This is a genomic window from Glycomyces sp. NPDC021274, from assembly GCF_040641195.1.
GTDB lineage: Bacteria > Actinomycetota > Actinomycetes > Mycobacteriales > Micromonosporaceae > Glycomyces.
The window spans coordinates 648,917-667,375 of the sequence record NZ_JBFADC010000001.1 but is presented as its reverse complement, the minus strand read 5'-3'; the positions used below and the strand labels follow the sequence as shown (position 1 = coordinate 667,375).

The following is an 18,459-nucleotide window of genomic DNA, read 5'->3' as shown; positions in this document are numbered from 1 at the left end:
TTAATCCCGGTACTGGGGGCTCGGCGGGACGCCGGGGACGCCCAGCGGCCCTTTGAGCCACTTGTCGTAGGCGGTCTGCCAGGTGCCGTCCGCGATGATCTGGGCGAGGGCGCCGTTGACGTAGCGGGCGAGGTCGGTGTTGCCCTTCTGGAACGCGATGCCGTAGGGCTCCTGGGAGAACGCCTCGCCCACGACCTCGAGGGTCGGGTCCTGGGCGGCCATGCCCGCGAGGATCGTGTCGTCCGAGGTGATGGCGTCGACCGTGCCCTGCTGGAGCAGGACCAGGCAGTCGTTGAAGTCGGGCACGGTGACGGCCTGGGCCGCGGACTGCTCGGCGATGGTCCGCACGGAGGTGGAGCCGTCGCCGGTGCACACGAGGTGGTCGTCGGCGAGGTCGGCGAGGCCCGTGATCTCCGAGGCCGTCGGCACGAGGAGGCGCTGGCCGGCGTGGAAGTACTCGGCGGAGAACTCGACGTTGGCCCAGCGCTTGCAGTTCATGGTCATGGTCCGCACGACCATGTCGACCCGGTCGCTGTTGACGGCGTCTTCGCGTTCCCCGGAGGTCATCGGGACCCAGCGGATGGTCGCGTCGGGGCCCAGGATCGAGTGGGCGATCGCGGTGGCGATGTCGATGTCGAAGCCGGCGGGGGTGTTCGTCTCGGGCTCGATGTAGCCCATCAGGTTCGTGGACTGGCTGACGCCGATGGTGATCTGGTCCTGGTTGTCGAGGCCGGCCACGGCCTGTTCGACGGTGGTCGTGCCGGGGTTGTAGGACGCGAGCGGCGAGCAGCTCTCGTCCACCGGTTCGGTCTCGATCTCGGGGGAGAAGTCGATCCCGGCAGGCAGCGGCGTGGGGACGTCGACCTGCGGCGGCCCCATGTCGGCCGGCTGCGAGCAGGCGGCGAGGACGAGGCAGGCCGCGGCGGCGGCCGCGAGCCGGAGGTGGTGTCGAATCATGCGTAGTACTCCGCCACTCGAAGCTGGATGCCGACCGCGGCACTGATGAGCGCGCCGAGCGCGAGGGCCGCGAGCCCGGCCGCGGCGCCCGAGAGGGACCGCTGGGCGTCGTAGGTGGCCTCGGCGAAGCGTTCGGCGCTGACGTCGGTCGCTTCGGTCAATGCGTCGTTGAGGGTCGTGAAGGACGTCCACAGGCTGGTGTCGCTCTCGCCGACGACGAGCGCGACCGCGTCGTTGTACTGTCCGCCCTGGGCGAGCTTGACGACCTCGTCGTGCCCGGCCCGCCAGGTCTCGGCGGCCTCGCGGGCGGTGTCGATGTTCGCGGAGAGCTCGGTGTCGCCCGCGAACGCCTCGTCGAGCCGGTCGAGCAGTGCGCCCTCGTCGGTGAGGGCCTTGAAGTGCTCCTCGAAGCGGTCGGCGGCCGCCTGGTCCTCGCCGCGGGCGATGAGCACGAGCGACTCCTCGGCGCGCGCCTGCTGGGCGGTGATCTCGGCTTCGGCGAGCAGCTCGAGCGGCGCCGAACCGTCCTCATGGGACTTGTTGGTGTGGCTGGCGGACGCCAGCGAGGCCAGGGTGAGCCAGCCGGCGAACCCGACGAGCAGCACGGTGCTGCCGACGAGCCCGAGGTTGAACACGCGGTTGGTCTTGCGCGAGAGCCACATCTGGGCCCACACGAGCGTGCCGAGCGCGGCGGCGGCGAGCGCGGCGGCGGCCCACGGGAACGCCGCGGCGTCCGCGCGCGACTCGTTCAGCTGCCCGAGCGAGTTCTCCTGGAGGTCGTGCGCCTTGGGCAGCATCTCCTCGCGCATGAGCGTGGAGGCCTGCTCCTGGTAGGTCGCGCCGACGGGCTCACCGAGGCGGTTGAAGGTCCGCGCGGTCTCCACCAGCCCGGTGTACACCGGCATGCGCGCATTGAGCTCGGCGACCAGCGCGGTGTCGGCGGGAGTCTTCACTTCCCCTGCGGCCGTTGCGAGTGCGACGGTGGCGTCGCGCATCGCCTCGCGGTAGGTCTCGTTCATCTCGTCCGAGGGCGTGCCCGCCGTCAGGTACGAGGACGCGGCGGTGGCGTCGGCCTGCGAGAGCGCCTGGTACAGCGACAGGGCGGCCACGGAGAGCCGCCCGGACTGGCTGGTGGTCTCTTCGATGACGGCCGACTTCGCGATGATCGCGGTCATGCCGGTGATGCCGGCGCCGAGGATGAGCGCGGCGACCACGGCGAGCACGCCGCGCAGCTGCCCGGGGGTGAACCGCAGTGCGGCCAGCACGCGGTCGAACCGTCGCTGCCCGGTGGCGGCAGGTGCGCTGGGCGCCTGCGTCGGAGCGGGAGGGGACTGGACGGACAACTACTGCACCTCACTTGATCGGCGACCCGCGGGCCTCTGGAATCGTTCGCCGCGCGCACGTCTGACGTGGCTGGAGTGTCGGGGGACTCCCACATGGTATCGGCCCCCGGCAAGGACCGGTGACTACCGTCTCGTGGCGTCCGGGCCGGATCCCGCAAAGGTACGGTAAGGCGGTGCCGAACGCCGCAGAGCAATCCACAGAGGACGACGCCCGCTGGATGGCGCGCGCCGTCGAACTGGCCGAACGCTGCCCGCCGTCCACCACCGCCTTCAGTGTCGGCGCCGTGATCGTCGCAGGCGGACGGGTCGTCGGCGAAGGCTACTCGCGTGCCGAGGAGCCGAACGACCACGCCGAGGAGGTCGCCCTCCGCCACGCCGGCGACGCCGCGCGCGGCGCGACCGCCTACTCCTCCATGGAACCGTGCGGGCACCGCGCCTCCAGGCCCGACCCGTGCGCCCGCCTGCTCCTCAACGCCGGCGTCGCCCGTGTCGTGTACGCCCTCGGCGAGCCCCTGAACTTCGTCGACGCGCCCGGCGGCGACGCGATCCTGCGGGAGAACGGCGTGGTTGTGGCCGTGATGCCCGAATTCGCGGACGCGGCCGAACGGCCCAACGCGCACCTCCGTTAATCTGGGGTCATGAGGCCATTGATCGGCGCCGAGGCGGCCGCTGAACTGCACGAATCGGTCCGGCTCGACGTCCGCTGGACGCTCGGGGGACCTTCGCGGGACGCCGACTACGCCGCAGGGCACCTGCCCGGCGCGGTCCGGCTCGACTTCGACCGGGACGTCTGCGGCCCCGTCCGCGAGGTCGGCGGCCGTCACCCGCTCCCCGAACCCGAAGCGCTGCAAGCGGTCCTGCGGGCCGCCGGCATCGACGACGACTCGCATGTCCTCGTCTACGACGACGGCGACGGCATGGCGGCCGCCCGCACCTGGTGGACGCTGCGCTGGGCCGGACTCGAGCGCGTCCAAGTCCTCCAAGGCGGCATCAAGGCCTGGACCGGAGCCGGACTCCCGCTCGAGACCCAGGCCCCGGACCCCAAGCCCGGCACCGTCCACGTCCGTCCCGGGCACCTCCCGGTGCTCGACGCCGCGTCCGCCGCCGAATGGGCCGCCACCCGCGAGCTGGTCGACGTGCGCGCCCCCGAGCGCTACCGCGGTGACGTGGAACCGATCGACCCGGTCGCCGGCCACGTGCCCGGCGCGATCAACCTCTTCCTCGGCGAGGATGACCTGGCCGACACCGAGCGGCTGCGCGAACGCTATGCGTCCCATCCGGAAGCGGCCTACTACTGCGGCTCCGGCGTGGGCGCGGCGCGCACCGCGCTCGCCGTCACCGCCGCGGGCCTGCCCACGCCGCCGGTGTACATCGGCTCCTGGAGCGACTGGGTCTCGCGCGGCGGCGACGTTGCAACAGTCCCGATCGACGGCTCGCAGGCGTCGCCGACGCAGGGAGAGGCACGATGAAGCGCGCGCTGATCGCGATCCCCGCCGCGTTCCTGCTGGCGCTGGCCGCCTGCAGTGATGACCGCACCCCTTCGGGGGAGGAGCCGGCGGACTCCGCCGCGAACGAGTCCAGCGAGGCGCCGGCCCCGACCGAACCGGTCGAGCTCGACCTGGCCGACGCCGGGGGCGCCTGCCCGCTCATCGACGGCGAGCTGCTGAACTCCATCACCGGCTTGCACTTCCGCTTCGCCTCGGGCGGTCCGGGCGAGGAAGCCGGCGACGACGCCCCGGCGCAGACCAGCTGCGCGGTGCAGACCGGCGAGGCCGCCTACCCCGACCTCACCTACTACGTCATTCCGGTCGAGGCGACCGTCGACGTGTACAAGGAAGAGCTCGCCGACGGCACCGAGGAGATCGACGGCCTCGGCGAGGCCGCCTACTGGATCGTCCACACCGAGGACACCGGCGCGGGCCCGGCCCTGGAGATGGGCTGGTACGACGCCGGCACGATCTTCGAGATGCGCTACACGACGCCCGTGGGCACGGATCCGGCCGTCGTGAACGACCTCGTCGCGGGCTTCACCGAGCTCGCCCAGGGCATCGCGGCCGCGCACGCCGAAGCCGCAGGCTAGCCGCAGCACGCAGCACAGGCCGCCCGGAGTGATCCGGGCGGCCTGTGCTGCGTTCGCCGCATAGTGAGCGCCCTCCTCGCCGGGGGTGCGAGGAGGGCGCTCAGGTGCGGAGTGCAGTTCTCGGGCGCAGCCGTTTCCAGTGGTCAACCCGTGTGGGATGAATTGGAAACGTTTGCAACGCTTTGCTCAGACTACTCTCCGGTAGCACTTGGGTCAAGACGCGAAAGCGCGGATTTCCAAGGCGCGCAAGCGCCTCGGTGAACTACTCGGCGGGGGTCGCGAAGATCTTCGCGGCGTCGTCGGTCGAGAGCCGGATCGTGTCCGAGACCGAGGTCACCGCGACCTCGCCGTCGAGGCGGTCGATCGCGACCTCGGCGCCCGGGTCCACGCCCGCCTCGTGCAGGGAGGCCAGCAGCTCCGGGTGGGTCTGGGCCGATTCGCACAGGCGCGTCACGCGCACCTTGGAGCCGGGGGAGACGACGCTCAGCGGGCGCTCATCGGTCTCGCGGGCCACCGCCACCGCGGAGGCGTCGAGTTCGACGAGCCCGGGGATCATGTTGCCGTAAGGGGAGCGGGTGGGGTGCTCGAGCAGCTCGTACACGCGCTTCTCCACCGAGTCGCTCATGACGTGCTCCCACTTGCAGGCCTCCTCATGGGCCTCCACATAGGACATGCCGATGACGTCGACCAGGAGGCGCTCGGCGAGCCGGTGCTTGCGCATCACCGCGACCGCCTGCCGGCGGCCCTCCTCGGTGAGCTCCAGGTGCCGGTCGCTCTTGACGTTGAGCAGGCCGTGGCGCTGCATCCGGCCCACGGTCTGCGAGACCGTCGGGCCGCTCTGCTCGAGCCGTTCGGCGATCCGGGCGCGCAGCGCCGGGACGCCCTCCTCCTCGAGCTCGAGGATCGTGCGCAGGTACATCTCAGTGGTGTCGACGAGGTCCGTGGTCACAGCTTCGTTCCTTCACTTTGTCCGCCCGCAGGGCACCGAGCGGGGTGGGTCGAGTAGCCGCCAGACCCCCTGTCACCACCAATGGTATACGTCGCGAGCGACACTCCACCCATCAGCCATCCGGACGTACGGGGCGCTCACACCCCAAAGCGGCACGGAGCACCGGACCGTGAAGGTCGATCACGCCACATACTCGGCGAGGCGCCCGGCGTAGTCGGGCTGACGCAGGCGGTGCAGCGCGTTCTTCTCGATCTGGCGGACCCGCTCGCGCGAGAGCCCGAAGTCCGCAGAGACCTCTTCGAGGGTGCGCTGACGGCCGTCGTCAATGCCGAAACGCAGCCGCAGCACGGTTTGTTCCCGCTCGGGCAGCGAGGCCAGCACGTTCGCGATGTGGCGGCGCAGCAGCGCGTACGACACGGCGTCGTCGCTGCCGCGCTCGCGGGGCAGGTGCGCCACGAGGTCGCCCAGCGCGGTCGAGTCGTCCTCGCCCACGGTCTGGTCCAGGCTCACCGGCTCGCGGTCGTACGACATGAGCTCGAGGACCTTGCCGGGGGTGACGTCGAGCTCCGCGGCGATCTCCTCGTAGCGGGGCTCGCGGCCCAGCTCGACCATGAGGTCCTGGCGGACCCGGTTCATCCGCTTGATCTGGTCCACGGTGTGCGCGGGGACGCGGATCGTGCGGGACTGGTCGGTGACGGCGCGGTTGATGGCCTGCCGGATCCACCAGGTGGCGTACGTGGAGAACTTGTAGCCCTTCTGGTAGTCGAACTTCTCGACGGCGCGGATGAGGCCGAGGTTGCCCTCCTGGATGAGGTCGAGCAGGCTCAGGCCGGCGCCGGAGTAGCGCTTGGCGACGGAGACCACGAGGCGCAGGTTCGACTCGAGCATGCGCTGCTTGGCGGCGCGGCCCTCGGCCGCGATGCGGGCCAGGTCCGAGCGGTAGTCGGGGTCGGTGACCTCGCTGATGCGGCACTCGGCCATGAGGCCGGCCTCGATCGCCGTGGCGCACTCGACCTCCTCGGAGGCGGTGAGCAGCCGGTGCTTGCCGATGCCGTTCAGATAGGCGCGAACGGGGTCGCCGGAGTATTCGGTCGCGCGCTGCGCCGGTCGCCTCGCCGGACGCTGGCGGATGCTGTCGACAGGTGCCATCGAATTCGCCTTTCGCTGCAGACCCTCGGCGCGTGGGTTGAATCGCGCCATACCCGGTGGGCACCGGGCTTCGGAGTACCAGCTTGCAGCGGATTCCGGGGATTCAGATCCCCCAGGGCGAAGGGTGGCACGAACTCGGGAGACACGATCAGATTTTCGGTTTGGGGGCTTCCCACCGATACCTGATGGCCACCAGCCGTACAACGAAGATGACCGCGATGGCCGTCAGCGCGAGCGTCCAGTGCCCGATCACCGACTCCCACCGGGCCCCGACCGCCACGATCACCGCGCCGATCGCCGCGGCCATCGCGTAGAAGTCCTCGCGGAGCACCGCCGGGATCTCCTGGCTCAGGACGTCCCGCAGGATGCCCCCGCCGATTCCGGAGAGTACTCCCACGATGCAAGCCGCGTACACGGCGAAACCGTAGTCGAGCCCCTTCTGGGTCCCGACCACGGTGAACAGCGCGAGCCCGGCGGCGTCGAGCACCAGCATCGTGGTGCGCATGCGTGAGAGCGCGGGGTGGAACCAGAACACGAACAGGGAGGCGCCGAGCGCAACGAGCGGGTAGCGCCAGTCGGTGAGCAGCAGCGGCTTCGCGTCGATGAGCACGTCGCGCAGCGCGCCCCCGCCGAGGGCGCAGAGGACGCCGATGACGACCACGCCGAACAGGTCCAGCCGCTTGCCGACCGCGGCGCTCGCGCCGGAGGCGGCGAAGACCGCGGTGCCGACGAGCTCGGCGACCAGCATCAGCGCGGTCGGGTCGAATTCACTAGGCTCCACCCGTGCGTTATAGCAGGCAGGACCCGGTCACACCGCGGTTCTTCGCAAAGGTGAGAGCCGCGCTGCAGCCTCAGCCCTTCATCTTGGCGTAGATGTCCTTGCAGTTCTGGCAGACCGGGAAGCGGTCGGGGTCGCGCGTGGGCACCCACATCTTCCCGCACAGCGCCTTCACCGGGATGCCGTCGACCATCGCGGCCATGAGCTTGTCCTTCGGCACGTAGTGCGAGAAGCGCTCGTCGTCGCCGTCCTCGAACACGTAGTTCGGGTTGGTCTTCGTCTGCTCTTCCAGAAGGGTCGAGCCGGAACCGCCGACTCCGTCGGAGCCTCCGGTGGTGGGAAGTTCGCTCACTGCAACTCACTCCTCATTAGCGCGCAAGATCCCGTCAATCTTGCTCTACGAATGTACGACCCGCAAGCGGCCTCGGCGAAGCTCGCAATCCGGCATGGTCGAGGAAACGTCTCTATTCCGAGTCGATCATGCGGTGCTCGGGCGCTTCGAGCGTTTTCGCCTGCCGCTGGTGCTTCGTGAACATGCCGGGCTTGCGCACGAGGCGGTCGTTCGCCAGGAGCACCGCCAGCCAGGGGAGCAGCGCCATCCCGGCCACGCCGAGCGCGAGCCAGAGCCACAGCAGGGGCGCCTCGTTCATCACCAGGATGCCGAGCACGATGACCAGCACCGCCCGGATCGACATCATCACGACGTACCGGATCGTCCGGTACCGCCGCTCCTCATCGAGGGACATCGCCGCATCGGTGATGCTGGTCGCCTTCTCACGCCTTGCCACCCTTCGAGCCTACGCCTGGCCGGTGCGGCAGGATCTGGGGCATGAAAGCAGTCGTGCAGACCGTCAGCGAAGCGGAAGTCACCGTCCATGGCGAGAGCGTCGGCTCGATCGGGGAGGGCCTCCTCGTGCTCGTCGGCGTCACCCACACGGATGGTCCCGCCGAAGTCGCGTGGATCGCCGAGAAGATCTGGAACCTGAGGATCATGCGGGACGAGCTCTCGGCGTCCGATCTGGACGCTCCGATCCTGCTGGTCAGCCAGTTCACGCTCTACGCCGACACCCGCAAGGGCCGCCGTCCGTCCTGGAACGCCGCCGCGCCCGGGCCCATCGCCGAGCCCCTGGTCGAGGCGGTCGCCGCCCACCTCCGCGGCCTCGGCGCCCGCGTCGAGACCGGCGTGTTCGGCGCGATGATGCTCGTGCGCAGCGTCAACGTCGGCCCCAACACGATCCTGCTGGAGCGGTGAACGAAGCAGCGCCGCAGTGCGGCCGCGAGCAGCCGCCGTGACCGGCCCGTCGCACGGCTCGCGGGCGGGCGCCGTGACTTTGCCAATTCGCGGTCGGCAAGCGGGCACCGCGACTTTCCCCGCGGCCTAAAATCAACCCGGTCCGCCACCGTCCGAGAGGAGCCCGCATGATCCCGGCCGCCCCACCCGAAATGCTTCCCTCGCTTCGGGTCTGGCAGCGCAAGGCCATGGTCGCCTACCACCGGGGTCAATCGCGGGACTTCCTCGCCGTAGCGACGCCCGGGGCCGGCAAGACCACGTTCGCCCTGCGCATCGCCTACGACCTGCTCGCGGACGGCACCGTCGACACGGTCACCGTGGTCGCCCCCACCGAGCACCTCAAGACCCAGTGGTCCGGCGCGGCGGCACGCTTCGGCATCCAGCTCGACCCGGCCTTCCGCAACTCGTCCGTCCACAGTGCCTCAGACTTCCACGGCGTCGTCGTCACGTACGCGCAGATCGGCGCCGACCCCGCCGTGCACCGCCGCCGCACGCTCGCGCGCCGCACTCTCGTCATCCTCGACGAGATCCACCACGCCGGCGACGCCCGCACCTGGGGCGAGGGCGTCCAGACCGCCTTCGACGAGGCCGAGCGCCGCCTGTGCCTCACCGGCACCCCGTTCCGCAGCGACGACAACCCGATCCCCTTCGTCGAGTACGACGAGGAGGCCGACGGCGTCAAGCGCTCGCGGGCCGACGCGCTCTACGGCTACCGGGACGCGCTCGCCGACGGCGTCGTGCGCCCGGTCATGTTCATGGCCTACTCGGGCCAGGCGAAGTGGCGCACGAGCGCGGGGGACGAGCTGGCGGTGCGGCTCGGGCAGCCGCTCACGAAGGACCTCACGAGCCAGGCGTGGCGCACGGCGCTGGACCCCGAAGGGGAGTGGATCAAGCAGGTCATCAGGGCCGCCGACCGGCGGCTCTCGTCGCTGCGCGCGGCGGGCATCCCCGACGCGGGCGGGCTCATCATCGCCTCGGACCAGAACAGCGCCCGCGCCTACGCGGGCATTCTCAAGCGCGTCACCGGGAAGAGCGCCGCGATCGTCCTCTCGGACGACGCGGGGTCCTCGGACAAGATCGCCAAGTTCGCGGACTCCAATGAGGAATGGCTCGTGGCCGTCCGCATGGTCTCCGAGGGCGTGGACATCCCGCGCCTGGCGGTCGGGGTCTACGCCACGAACGCGCACACGCCGCTGTACTTCGCGCAGGCCATCGGCCGCTTCGTGCGGTCGCGCCGCCCCGGCGAGACCGCCTCGGTGTTCCTGCCGAGCGTGATCCCGCTGCTGAGCCTCGCGGAGAACCTCGAGGCCGACCGCGACCATGTGATCAAGCCCAAGTCGCAGGACGAGGACCCCGAACTGCTGCTGGAGCAGGCGCAGCGGGTCCTCAACGAGGGCACCGAACTCGGCGGCCAGCGCGAGACCCTGGAGTCGAACGCGGAGCTGGACCAGGTGATCTTCGACGGCGGCTCGTTCGGCCTCCCCGTGGAGGCCGGCAGTGCCGAGGAGCAGGAGTACCTGGGCCTGCCGGGCCTGCTGACGCAGGAGCAGGTGCATCTGCTGCTGCAGAAGCGCCAGCGCGAGCAGATGGCGAAGCAGAAGTCCGGGACCCGCACTGAGACGGTGGAGCGGCCGGCGGCCGAGCCCGCGATGACGAATGCGCAGAAGCGTTTGAAGCTGCGCAAGCAGTTGAATGCGCTCGTGGGCGCGCGTTCGTTCGCGACGAACGAGCCGCACGGCAAGATCCACGCGATGCTCCGCGCGAAGTGCGGCGGCCCGCCGAGTGCGCAGGCGACGATCGAGCAGTTGGAGGAGCGGATCGCGGTGATCCGCTCGCTGTAACCAGGGGCACCATATAAACCGGAACCGCTGCGAGTCGGCGAGCTGCAATGGGAAAGGGACCGCCCGCGGGCGGTCCCTTTCCTTATTGCCAACGAATCGGGGCCCGAGTGGATTTCCACTCGGGCCCGTCGTTCAAGCCTGATGCGCGCTAGTTCTGCGAGGCCATGAGGTCGGTGCCGCGCCACTCGAATTCGGGGTCGGCGGTGAAGTCGATGGCGATCGGCACGAGCTTCTCGGCGAACTGGTTCGCGTGGTGGCCGCAGAAGACGAGGTCGCCGCCTTCGGCCAGGGTCACACGAAGCTTTGCCGCGGCGCTACACCGATCGCAGCGCTCGCCCGCGATCGGACGTTCCTCCGTCTGGGGCGGGGGCGTCAGGGTGGATGTCATACCAGGTCCTCCGCTGCGTTCGGTTTCGCTGTGCACTTGCACAGCAATGGATCTCTAAAGTCGGCCTGTTGACCGGCTCGTTCCGTTCAACGCCTGCACTGTACTCCCTCTTCCCGACAGTTCCCGACTGAGACTGGGCTCACTCGGTGCCGCCGGTCCGATGGTTGTTCCACACCGTAGCCCACGGAACGGCGATCGACAACCCGGCACGAGAGTAAGGTACCCACCCGTTCGGGTGATACACCGCAGCTCGGAGCCGTGCTGTGCCTTCGGGTTCCATTACGCCGGGAGCGAAACGGGCGTGGTTTCGGCTAGTCGAGGTAGTCGCGCAGGACCTGCGAACGCGACGGGTGCCGCAGCTTCGACATGGTCTTCGACTCGATCTGGCGGATGCGTTCACGGGTGACCCCGTAGACCTGGCCGATCTCGTCGAGGGTGCGCGGCTGGCCGTCGGTGAGGCCGAACCGGAGCCGGACGACGCCCGCCTCGCGCTCGGAGAGGGTCTGCAGCACCTGCTGGAGCTGGCCCTGGAGGAGCGAGAAGGAGACCGCGTCGACGGCCACGATGGCCTCGGAGTCCTCGATGAAGTCGCCGAGCTGGCTGTCGCCCTCGTCGCCGATGGTCTGGTCGAGGCTGATCGGCTCGCGCGCGTACTGCTGGATCTCGAGGACCTTCTCCGGGGAGATGTCCATCTCCTTGGCGAGTTCGTCCGGGCTGGGCTCGCGGCCCAGGTCCTGGAGCAGCTCACGCTGTATGCGGCCGAGCTTGTTGATGACCTCGACCATGTGGACTGGTATGCGGATGGTCCGCGCCTGGTCGGCCATGGCCCGGGTGATCGCCTGCCGGATCCACCAGGTGGCGTACGTGGAGAACTTGTAGCCCTTGGTGTAGTCGAACTTCTCGACGGCGCGGATGAGACCGAGGTTGCCCTCCTGGATCAGGTCCAGGAACGCCATGCCGCGGCCGGTGTAGCGCTTGGCGAGCGATACGACGAGGCGGAGGTTCGCTTCGAGGAGGTGGTCCTTGGCGCGGTCGCCGTCGCGGACGATCCACTCGAGGTCCCGGCGCATCTGCGTGGGGATCTCCTCGCCGGCCTCGCGGAGCAGCTTGAGGCGTTCGACGGCGTACAGGCCGGCCTCGATGCGCTTGGCGAGCTCGACCTCCTGGGCCGCGTTGAGGAGCGGCACCTTGCCGATCTGCTTGAGGTAGGCGCGGACGGAGTCGGCCGAGGCGGTCATCTCGGCGTCCTTGCGGGCCTGCTTGAGCGCCTCCGAGTCCTCCTCGTCCCACTCGAAGTCGTCGCCCTCTTCGTCGTCTTCGCCGTCCTTCTTGGACTTCCCGCGGGTGGCGGCCTTCTTCGCGGCCTTCTTGCGGGTCGCCTTCTTGGCGGGCGCGGCGGCGGCGGCTTCGGCGAGCGCGTCCTCGTCGGCCGCTGCGAGGTCGGCCTCGTCGGGCTCTTCGCCGTCGACTGGCTTCTTCACTGCGGCCTTCTTCGTCGCCTTCTTCGCGACGGCCTTCTTAACGGTCTTCTTGGCGGCCTTCTTGACCGCCGGTTCCTCGTCCGATGCTTCGGCGGGGGCGGCGGCGGCCTTCTTGACCGCGGTCTTCTTCACCGTGGTCTTCTTGGCGGCCTTCGCGGTGGTGGTCCGGGAGGAGGTGGCGGTGCGGGCGGCGGGGACGCGCTTGCGCGTGGAGGCCGAGCCGTCCACCACCACGGTGACCTCGGCCTCGGCCAAGGCGCGGAGCACCTTCTTGCCTTCGGCGGGGGAGGCCTGCACCGACTCCAGAACCTGGGCGACCGTCGCGGACGTCAGCTGCCCGTTGCTCTCTCGGGCCAGAGCGAGCAACGAGTCGGTCAGGGAATTGACGTCTGTGCCGGTGGGACGTGCGTCAGTCACGAGCAACCTTCCGAGGCAATGGCGGGCACGGCGCAGCCGGGCTCCATAGCGGGTGAGCATTGGATATTGGGTCGGCAGCCCAGGTCGGCACAACGACCGGGCAGGCGTGAATTGTAGCGCCGAAATTCGCCTGCGGCCCGTCCGTGGTGCCGTTTCGAGCTGTGTTTCCGCATTTTCAGTGTCAATGTGTCGCAGCACGTGGGGTGTGACGGCGCTCTATTCTACCGTGCAGGTGCCCTCGGGTGCCTCGCCGATGCCGCCTTGCGCGAATGACTGGCGCGCATCGGACGCGGAGCGCACCTCCGCGAAGTCGTCGCCGAGGACGACGGTGATCGGCTTGTCCCAGTCGATGTCGAACGCGTCGTGCCCTTGGTAGAAGTACGCGTGGGCGTGGACGCCGGCCGCGTACTGGTCAGGGCCGTAGTACACGAGCGCGGTGCCGTCGTAGTCCTCGTCGGCGTCCCCCGTCTCGGTGACGATGAACCCGCGGTCCTCGAGCTGCGCGGCGGCCTGGTCGGCCAGGCCGTCCCGGTCGGTGCCGTTGAGGACGACCAGTTCGATCTCCTCGGGCTTGGGGATCGGGGCGGTCTTGATCTCGACGGCGCCGGGCGGGCAGTCGCCGCTCGCGGACGTCTGCGAGTCGTTGCGTATGGCCCAAACCGTGATCAGGCCCGCCACCAGTGCCAATGCGCATAGGACCGTCAAAGCGCGGATACGAGCGATACGCACGGCTGCCTCCCCGAATCTCCAAAAAGTGCCAACGAATGTCGGCACTTAGACGAGCCGACGGCCCGCAAACGTTGCCATGCGAAAGGCTATCGTGCGCAGGTCCGCTCCGTGGGCGAGAGGCGGTACACTCGCCGCGCTCGACACAGAAGTGTTCCTCGCCACAATGGGGATGAAAAACCCAGGGGCATCGTGTATAGGAATGGACTGCACGCGGTAAGGTACGCCGCCTGCAGGGACGGAACCGAACCCGCCAGGACCCGAGCCGGGCCGCTGTGTCACCCGAACACTCCAGCGGCAACCCGCCGCGCTCGGATCCGGAGCCGCAAGAGAAACCAATGGGAGTGGAAAACGATGGCAACCGACTACGACGCCCCGCGCCGCGACAAGGAAGAGACCGCCGGGACCGACGGCATTGACGCCCTTGCGAAGGGCCGCACCGATCAATCGGGGTCGGTGGACGTCGACGAGGCCGAGGTCGCGGAGAACTTCGAGCTGCCCGGCGCCGACTTGGGCGACGAGGAGCTCTCGGTGAAGGTCCTGCCGATGCAGCAGGACGAGTTCCGATGCTCCAGCTGCTTCCTGGTCCACCACCGCAGCCAGTTCGCCAAGGAGAAGAACGGGCAGCCGATCTGCAAGGACTGCGCGTAGCGGTCGAGCCCATGCGGCTCGACGGTGCAGTTCCAACGACTGCGCAGATCGAACACGAAGACTGAACCACGGTGCGGCAGGAACACAGTGCCCCTCGGATAGCGCACGGCTCGCAGGATGCCTCCTGCGGGCCGTCTCGCTTGTCCGGACCCCGAGTGGCCCCCGTCAGGGGCCCTAGGCCTCCACGGACTCCCGCGCGGCCGTCAGGGCGGCCTTGAGCCGCTCGGGACGCCGCGAGGCGACGATCCAGTAGGGCGTCGGGTCCGCGGGGTCGTCCAGGACGATCCGCAGCCCGCGGTCGATCCACGGCCGCTGCACCGCGAACGCCAGCGGATGCTGGGCCACGCCCAGCGCATCCGAGTACGCGACCGGCTCCAGCACCTGCACCTCGGCCACGGCCGACATCGGCAGCTTCGCGTCGTCCACATGGAGCCACACCTCGCCGCCGGACACGGCGACGCTCACGCGCAGGCGGCCCAGCCACCACGCCCCGGCGACCACCGCGACCATGAGCGCGACGCTCGCGGACACCCGCCACCAGCGCATGTCGCCGAAGTTGGACAACGCCCCGGCCAGCACCGCCACCACGATCACGGCCAGCCAACCCGCCGGTGGCAGACCCATGCGCTCGGCGTACCGTTCCCCACTCCTCATATCTGAGACCATAACCCCGTCAGTACGACGCCCACCGCGGCGTGCTTCTGCGAGTGAGAGGAACCCGACGACGATGACCGCCGAAGTGCCGGTCGCCATCCGGCGGCTCGACCCCGACCTGCCGATCCCCGCCTACGCCCATCCGGGCGACGCGGGCGCGGACCTCTTCGCCGCCGAGAGCGTCGCGCTGGCCCCCGGGCAGCGGGCCCTCATCGGCACCGGCGTCGCCGTCGCGATCCCCGAAGGGCACGTGGGATACACGAATCCGCGCTCCGGACTCGCCCACCGGCTCGGCGTCACCATCGTCAACGCGCCCGGCACGATCGACGCCGGCTACCGCGGTGAGATCAAGATCAACCTCGTGAACCTCGACCCGGACCGGACCGCCGTCATCGAACGCGGAGACCGTGTCGCACAATTGGTAGTCCAACCGGTTGTGCGAGCCCGTTTCACCGAGGTCGACGACTTCGCGCCGACGCAGCGCGGCGCGAACGGCCACGGTTCCACCGGCGGGCACCGCCGACTTGCAGAGGAGAGCGAACGTGTTTAAGCGGCGAAAGTCGAAGAAGCAGCGCCCCGCCGAGGGCGCCGTCCTCGACTCCCTGGCCGAGAGCGGGGAGACCTTCGAGCACGAGGCCACCGAAGGCCCCTTCGACGTCGCCGACGCCCCCGACGACGACGTCCGCCGCATCGACCTGGGAGCGATCCGACTCCCCGTCCCCAAGGGCGTGGGCTTCCAGGCCCAGACCGACGCCAAGGGCAACATCAGCCAGGTCCTGCTCACCACCGGCTCCTCCGCGCTCCAGCTGCTCGTGCGCGCCGCACCCCGCAGCGAAGGCATCTGGGACGAGGTCCGCAGCGACCTCACCGCCCAGGTCACCGGCCAGGGCGGCCAGGTCGAGCAGGTCGAGGGCCGCTGGGGCACCGAACTCATCGCCAAGGTCACCACCAAGAAGGGCACCAACTCGGTGCGCTTCTGCGGCATCGACGGCCCCCGCTGGTTCGTGCAGGCCACCTTCCAGGGCCAGCGCGCCCTCGACGAGGCCGCCGCCCCCGAACTCGACGAGGCCCTGCGCCTGCTCGTGATCGACCGCGGCTCCACCGCCATGCCGGTGCGCGAGCCGCTCCCGCTCAAGCTCCCGCCGAAGATGGCCGAGGAGGCCGCCGCGCGCATCGCGCAGCGCAAGGCCGAAGGCGGCGACGGCAGCCGCGCCATCATCGCGGCCGGCGACACCCCTCGCCCGCAGGTCCGCCGCAAACCGTCCCCGCGCCCCAAGCGGTAAGGGCCGGGACGATCGGCACCTCGCGGGCCGACCCGGGCGAGGGCGGGAAGGTGAAGCGCTGGCTCAAGCGGATGGCCGCGCCCTCCCAGGAGCTGTTCGCCGACGAGATCCGCCGCGAATCGGACCCCGACACGACCCCCATCGAGTCGCTCGAGCCGCGGCAGCTCGCCGTGCTCGCCGGCCGCCTGCGCACCGTGGTGCTCCGCACCGACGGCCGATCCCCTTCTGTGGAAGCCGAACTCTTCGACGGCACCGGTCAGGTCGCATTGGTCTGGATGGGCCGACGGCGTATCGTGGGCCTTGAGGCCGGGACCAGGCTCGTCGCCCGCGGCCGCGTGGCCCAGCTGGCCGACGGCCGCCTCGCCGTCTACAACCCGACCTACGAACTGCGCCCCTGAGCGCGGACCAGCCACACGACCTGGAAGGCCCGCATTGAGCACCGAGACGCCGGCCCACGACCACGACATCGAGCCGGAACAGGCCGCGACCGAGGTCCGCGAGGCCGCCGAGCGCCGCGAGCCGGACGACGACCTGCCGCCCTTCACCGAGCAGCTCTCGCAGCAGCTCGGCGGCGTCAAGGGCGTCGTGGAGGCCGCGGTCCCGATCACCCTGTTCGTGGTGCTCAACCCGCTCCTGCCCGACCAGATGGGGCCCTTGAGCGGGCTCCAGTGGGCCATCATCATCTCCGCCGCGAGCGCGCTGGCGATCGCCGGCTTCCGCGCCGCCCGCAAGGAGTCGATGCGGCACGCGCTCAACGGCCTCTTCGGCATCGCGCTCGGCGCGTTCCTCGCCTGGCGGTCGACTGACGCCCGCAACTTCTACCTGCCCGGGATCATCCAGGGCTCGGTCTACGGCGTGCTGCTCATCGTCTCGGCGCTGGTGCGCCACCCGATCATCGGCTGGATCTACGCCGTGGTCGCCCAGGGCGGCAAGAAGGAATGGCGCGAGAACAAGCCGCTCGTCGACATCCTGAGCCGGATCACGATCCTGTGGGGCGTCGTCTTCATCGTCAAGAACGCGGCCCGCATCTGGCTGTACTACCTGGACGCGGACAACGCGCTGGGCCTGGTGACGCTCTTCGGCGGCTGGCCCGTCACGATCGCGTTGACGGCCTTCACGATCTGGGCGGTCCGCCGCAGGATGAAGGCCGTCGAGGCCGCCGCGCCCAGCGCGGCATAGGCACGGTTTGGGAAGGCGCGGCGCTGGTGCGCCGCGCCTTCGCTTTAACTCGGCAGGCAGTCGAACGCGGGCGCGCTCGCGAGCGACCCGGACACGTTGAGTCCGAACTCGACGGAGCCGCCGACCGGGATCGCCTTGTTCCAGTCGACCGGTGCGGCCATCTCCATGGTGCCCATGGTGGAGTGCGTGGCGTTCCAGATGTTGCTGAGCGTCACGCCGCTGGGCCACTGCCAGTGCAGCATCCAGTTGTGGATGGCCTGCGTCCCGGTGTTGGCGATCTTCACCGTGACCGTGGCGCCCGAGCCCCAGCTGTTGACCGTGGCCGTCGCGTTGCACGCGTACCCGGCGGGGCCGCCCGTGGTGGGCTCCCCGGTCGGGTCGCTGCTGGTCGGGCCTTCGGTCGGCTCGCTGGTCGGGTCGGTCGGCCCCTCGGTCGGGCCGCCCGCGCCGAACCACACGTCCGAGCAGGAGTAGAAGGACTGGTCGAAGTGGCTGGCCTGCCAGATCATGTACACGACGTGGTGGCCGGTGCGACCGGGCGCGCTGACGGGGATGTCGACGAGGGTGCCGCCGCCGGTGGCGGGTGCGCGGCCCACCCCGGGGAGGATCCTCGGCGTCTCCTTCACGAGTTCGAGGTCGGCCCAGTCGAGCGCGTCGGTCCGGGCGTCGTACCCCTGCTTCGTGACGTAGATGCGGTAGTAGTCCGCGCCGTGGTTCGCCTGGTCCCAGTTGGTGAACGTGAAGTTCGAGTTCACCGGCGTGGTCTTCCAGGGGCCCGGGTCGTCAAGGGGCGCATACCGGGTGCCGCCCGTCCTGCCGCCGGAGCACAGCTGGTTGTCGGGGATGACGCCCTGGTGGTTCCCGCCGACCTGCTCGCGGTAGAGGCCGTTCCAGTTCCACATGGCGTTGGTGTCGTTCTGCCAGGCGGCCCAGCACATGGGGTCCTCTTGGGCCATGTCCGGGTTCTGGAAGTCCGAGCCCCAGCGCTCCCAGCAGCCGTAGTGGCGCGAGGGCTGGGCGATGGACGTGCCGTGGCTGGAGGCGGGCTGGACGAACACGATCGCCGCGGTCCCGGCCGCGAGGATCGCGGCGATGGCGACGATGAGGCTGCGCAGGCGACGCCGCCGCTGCCTGCCGTCCGTGCGGTCGGCGGGGTGGCCGCCGATGGCTTTGAAGTGCAACATGAAAGCGCTCCCAGGATGATAGGAACATTGAGGACCTTCAATGTATCTGTTTGGAAAGCCCCTTGTAAACACCGGTTGCCGAATTTTCGACGATCGACCCGACGAATA

The 18,459-nt window shown here is 69.8% G+C and carries 22 protein-coding genes; 10 read left to right on the top strand and 12 right to left on the bottom strand.

Annotated features, from left to right (window positions below; translation table 11 throughout):
• Entirely contained in the window at positions 1-957 is a 957-nt protein-coding gene (locus tag AB0I03_RS03015; RefSeq protein WP_360405435.1) for a glutamate ABC transporter substrate-binding protein, read from the bottom strand.
• Positions 954-2,300, bottom strand: coding sequence for a hypothetical protein (locus AB0I03_RS03010; protein ID WP_360405432.1), 1,347 nt, complete (start codon positions 2,298-2,300; stop codon positions 954-956). Before AB0I03_RS03010 ends, AB0I03_RS03015 begins: the two co-directional genes overlap by 4 nt.
• 173 nt (positions 2,301-2,473) lie before the next feature.
• Here AB0I03_RS03010 and AB0I03_RS03005 point away from each other — a divergent pair, with 173 nt between their 5' ends.
• From AB0I03_RS03005 to AB0I03_RS02995, 3 genes are read left to right on the top strand one after another with little or no spacing between them, the layout of a single operon-like run.
• Positions 2,474-2,929: a bifunctional diaminohydroxyphosphoribosylaminopyrimidine deaminase/5-amino-6-(5-phosphoribosylamino)uracil reductase RibD gene (locus tag AB0I03_RS03005; protein WP_360405429.1), complete on the top strand. Its 456-nt coding sequence runs from the start codon at positions 2,474-2,476 to the stop codon at positions 2,927-2,929.
• A gap of 9 nt (positions 2,930-2,938) precedes the next feature.
• Positions 2,939-3,769 (top strand): sulfurtransferase, encoded by an 831-nt coding sequence (locus AB0I03_RS03000; RefSeq protein WP_360405426.1) that lies wholly within the window; start codon positions 2,939-2,941, stop codon positions 3,767-3,769.
• The gene (locus tag AB0I03_RS02995; protein ID WP_360405423.1) at positions 3,766-4,380 is read left to right on the top strand and encodes a hypothetical protein; all 615 of its coding nucleotides are present in this window, start codon (positions 3,766-3,768) and stop codon (positions 4,378-4,380) included. Before AB0I03_RS03000 ends, AB0I03_RS02995 begins: the two co-directional genes overlap by 4 nt.
• A 262-nt stretch (positions 4,381-4,642) precedes the next feature.
• Here the strand turns inward: AB0I03_RS02995 and AB0I03_RS02990 are convergent, their stop codons facing one another.
• From AB0I03_RS02990 to AB0I03_RS02970, 5 genes are all read right to left on the bottom strand, one after another.
• Complete coding sequence (locus AB0I03_RS02990) at positions 4,643-5,329, bottom strand: metal-dependent transcriptional regulator (RefSeq protein WP_360405420.1); 687 nt, start codon at positions 5,327-5,329, stop codon at positions 4,643-4,645.
• A gap of 180 nt (positions 5,330-5,509) precedes the next feature.
• Positions 5,510-6,478, bottom strand: coding sequence for a sigma-70 family RNA polymerase sigma factor (locus AB0I03_RS02985; protein ID WP_360405417.1), 969 nt, complete (start codon positions 6,476-6,478; stop codon positions 5,510-5,512).
• Positions 6,479-6,626: 148 nt separating this feature from the next.
• The gene (locus tag AB0I03_RS02980) at positions 6,627-7,259 is read right to left on the bottom strand and encodes a TRIC cation channel family protein (RefSeq protein ID WP_360405414.1); all 633 of its coding nucleotides are present in this window, start codon (positions 7,257-7,259) and stop codon (positions 6,627-6,629) included.
• A gap of 70 nt (positions 7,260-7,329) precedes the next feature.
• Positions 7,330-7,608 carry a DUF3039 domain-containing protein gene (locus AB0I03_RS02975; protein ID WP_360405411.1) on the bottom strand — a complete coding sequence of 93 codons (279 nt, stop codon included), beginning with the start codon at positions 7,606-7,608 and terminating at the stop codon, positions 7,330-7,332.
• Positions 7,609-7,720: 112 nt separating this feature from the next.
• Positions 7,721-8,044, bottom strand: a complete 324-nt coding sequence (locus AB0I03_RS02970; RefSeq protein ID WP_360405408.1) for a DUF3099 domain-containing protein — start codon at positions 8,042-8,044, stop codon at positions 7,721-7,723.
• A gap of 41 nt (positions 8,045-8,085) precedes the next feature.
• On the opposite strand from AB0I03_RS02970, the gene dtd reads away from it, so the two are divergent.
• Both dtd and AB0I03_RS02960 read left to right on the top strand, forming a co-directional pair.
• On the top strand, positions 8,086-8,508 hold the full coding sequence (dtd, locus tag AB0I03_RS02965) for a D-aminoacyl-tRNA deacylase (RefSeq protein ID WP_360405405.1): 423 nt from the start codon (positions 8,086-8,088) through the stop codon (positions 8,506-8,508).
• Positions 8,509-8,675: 167 nt separating this feature from the next.
• Positions 8,676-10,388 (top strand): DEAD/DEAH box helicase, encoded by a 1,713-nt coding sequence (locus AB0I03_RS02960; protein WP_360405402.1) that lies wholly within the window; start codon positions 8,676-8,678, stop codon positions 10,386-10,388.
• Positions 10,389-10,536: 148 nt separating this feature from the next.
• Here the strand turns inward: AB0I03_RS02960 and AB0I03_RS02955 are convergent, their stop codons facing one another.
• From AB0I03_RS02955 to AB0I03_RS02945, 3 genes are all read right to left on the bottom strand, one after another.
• A complete protein-coding gene (locus AB0I03_RS02955) occupies positions 10,537-10,776 on the bottom strand; it encodes a hypothetical protein (protein ID WP_030162469.1) in 240 nt (79 codons plus the stop codon).
• 311 nt (positions 10,777-11,087) lie between these two features.
• Complete coding sequence (locus AB0I03_RS02950) at positions 11,088-12,734, bottom strand: RNA polymerase sigma factor (RefSeq protein WP_360405399.1); 1,647 nt, start codon at positions 12,732-12,734, stop codon at positions 11,088-11,090.
• Positions 12,735-12,890: 156 nt separating this feature from the next.
• A complete protein-coding gene (locus tag AB0I03_RS02945) occupies positions 12,891-13,403 on the bottom strand; it encodes a LytR C-terminal domain-containing protein (protein ID WP_360405396.1) in 513 nt (170 codons plus the stop codon).
• Between the two features lie 351 nt (positions 13,404-13,754).
• On the opposite strand from AB0I03_RS02945, the gene AB0I03_RS02940 reads away from it, so the two are divergent.
• On the top strand, positions 13,755-14,051 hold the full coding sequence (locus AB0I03_RS02940; protein ID WP_270115560.1) for a DUF4193 domain-containing protein: 297 nt from the start codon (positions 13,755-13,757) through the stop codon (positions 14,049-14,051).
• Positions 14,052-14,225: 174 nt separating this feature from the next.
• On the opposite strand, the gene AB0I03_RS02935 is transcribed toward AB0I03_RS02940, so the two are convergent.
• A complete protein-coding gene (locus AB0I03_RS02935; RefSeq protein WP_360405393.1) occupies positions 14,226-14,705 on the bottom strand; it encodes a DUF3093 domain-containing protein in 480 nt (159 codons plus the stop codon).
• Between the two features lie 73 nt (positions 14,706-14,778).
• On the opposite strand from AB0I03_RS02935, the gene dut reads away from it, so the two are divergent.
• Genes dut through AB0I03_RS02915 form a run of 4 tightly spaced genes read left to right on the top strand, consistent with a single transcriptional unit; the run spans position 14,779 to position 17,167 of the window.
• A complete protein-coding gene (gene dut / locus AB0I03_RS02930) occupies positions 14,779-15,255 on the top strand; it encodes a dUTP diphosphatase (protein ID WP_360405390.1) in 477 nt (158 codons plus the stop codon).
• Positions 15,248-15,988: a DUF3710 domain-containing protein gene (locus AB0I03_RS02925; protein WP_360405388.1), complete on the top strand. Its 741-nt coding sequence runs from the start codon at positions 15,248-15,250 to the stop codon at positions 15,986-15,988. Before dut ends, AB0I03_RS02925 begins: the two co-directional genes overlap by 8 nt.
• A gap of 50 nt (positions 15,989-16,038) precedes the next feature.
• Complete coding sequence (locus tag AB0I03_RS02920) at positions 16,039-16,386, top strand: OB-fold nucleic acid binding domain-containing protein (protein WP_360405385.1); 348 nt, start codon at positions 16,039-16,041, stop codon at positions 16,384-16,386.
• Positions 16,387-16,420: 34 nt separating this feature from the next.
• Positions 16,421-17,167: a DUF3159 domain-containing protein gene (locus AB0I03_RS02915; protein ID WP_360405382.1), complete on the top strand. Its 747-nt coding sequence runs from the start codon at positions 16,421-16,423 to the stop codon at positions 17,165-17,167.
• Between the two features lie 44 nt (positions 17,168-17,211).
• Here AB0I03_RS02915 and AB0I03_RS02910 read toward each other — a convergent pair whose 3' ends face one another.
• Positions 17,212-18,351 carry a lytic polysaccharide monooxygenase gene (locus tag AB0I03_RS02910; RefSeq protein ID WP_360405379.1) on the bottom strand — a complete coding sequence of 380 codons (1,140 nt, stop codon included), beginning with the start codon at positions 18,349-18,351 and terminating at the stop codon, positions 17,212-17,214.
• Positions 18,352-18,459: the final 108 nt, after the last annotated feature.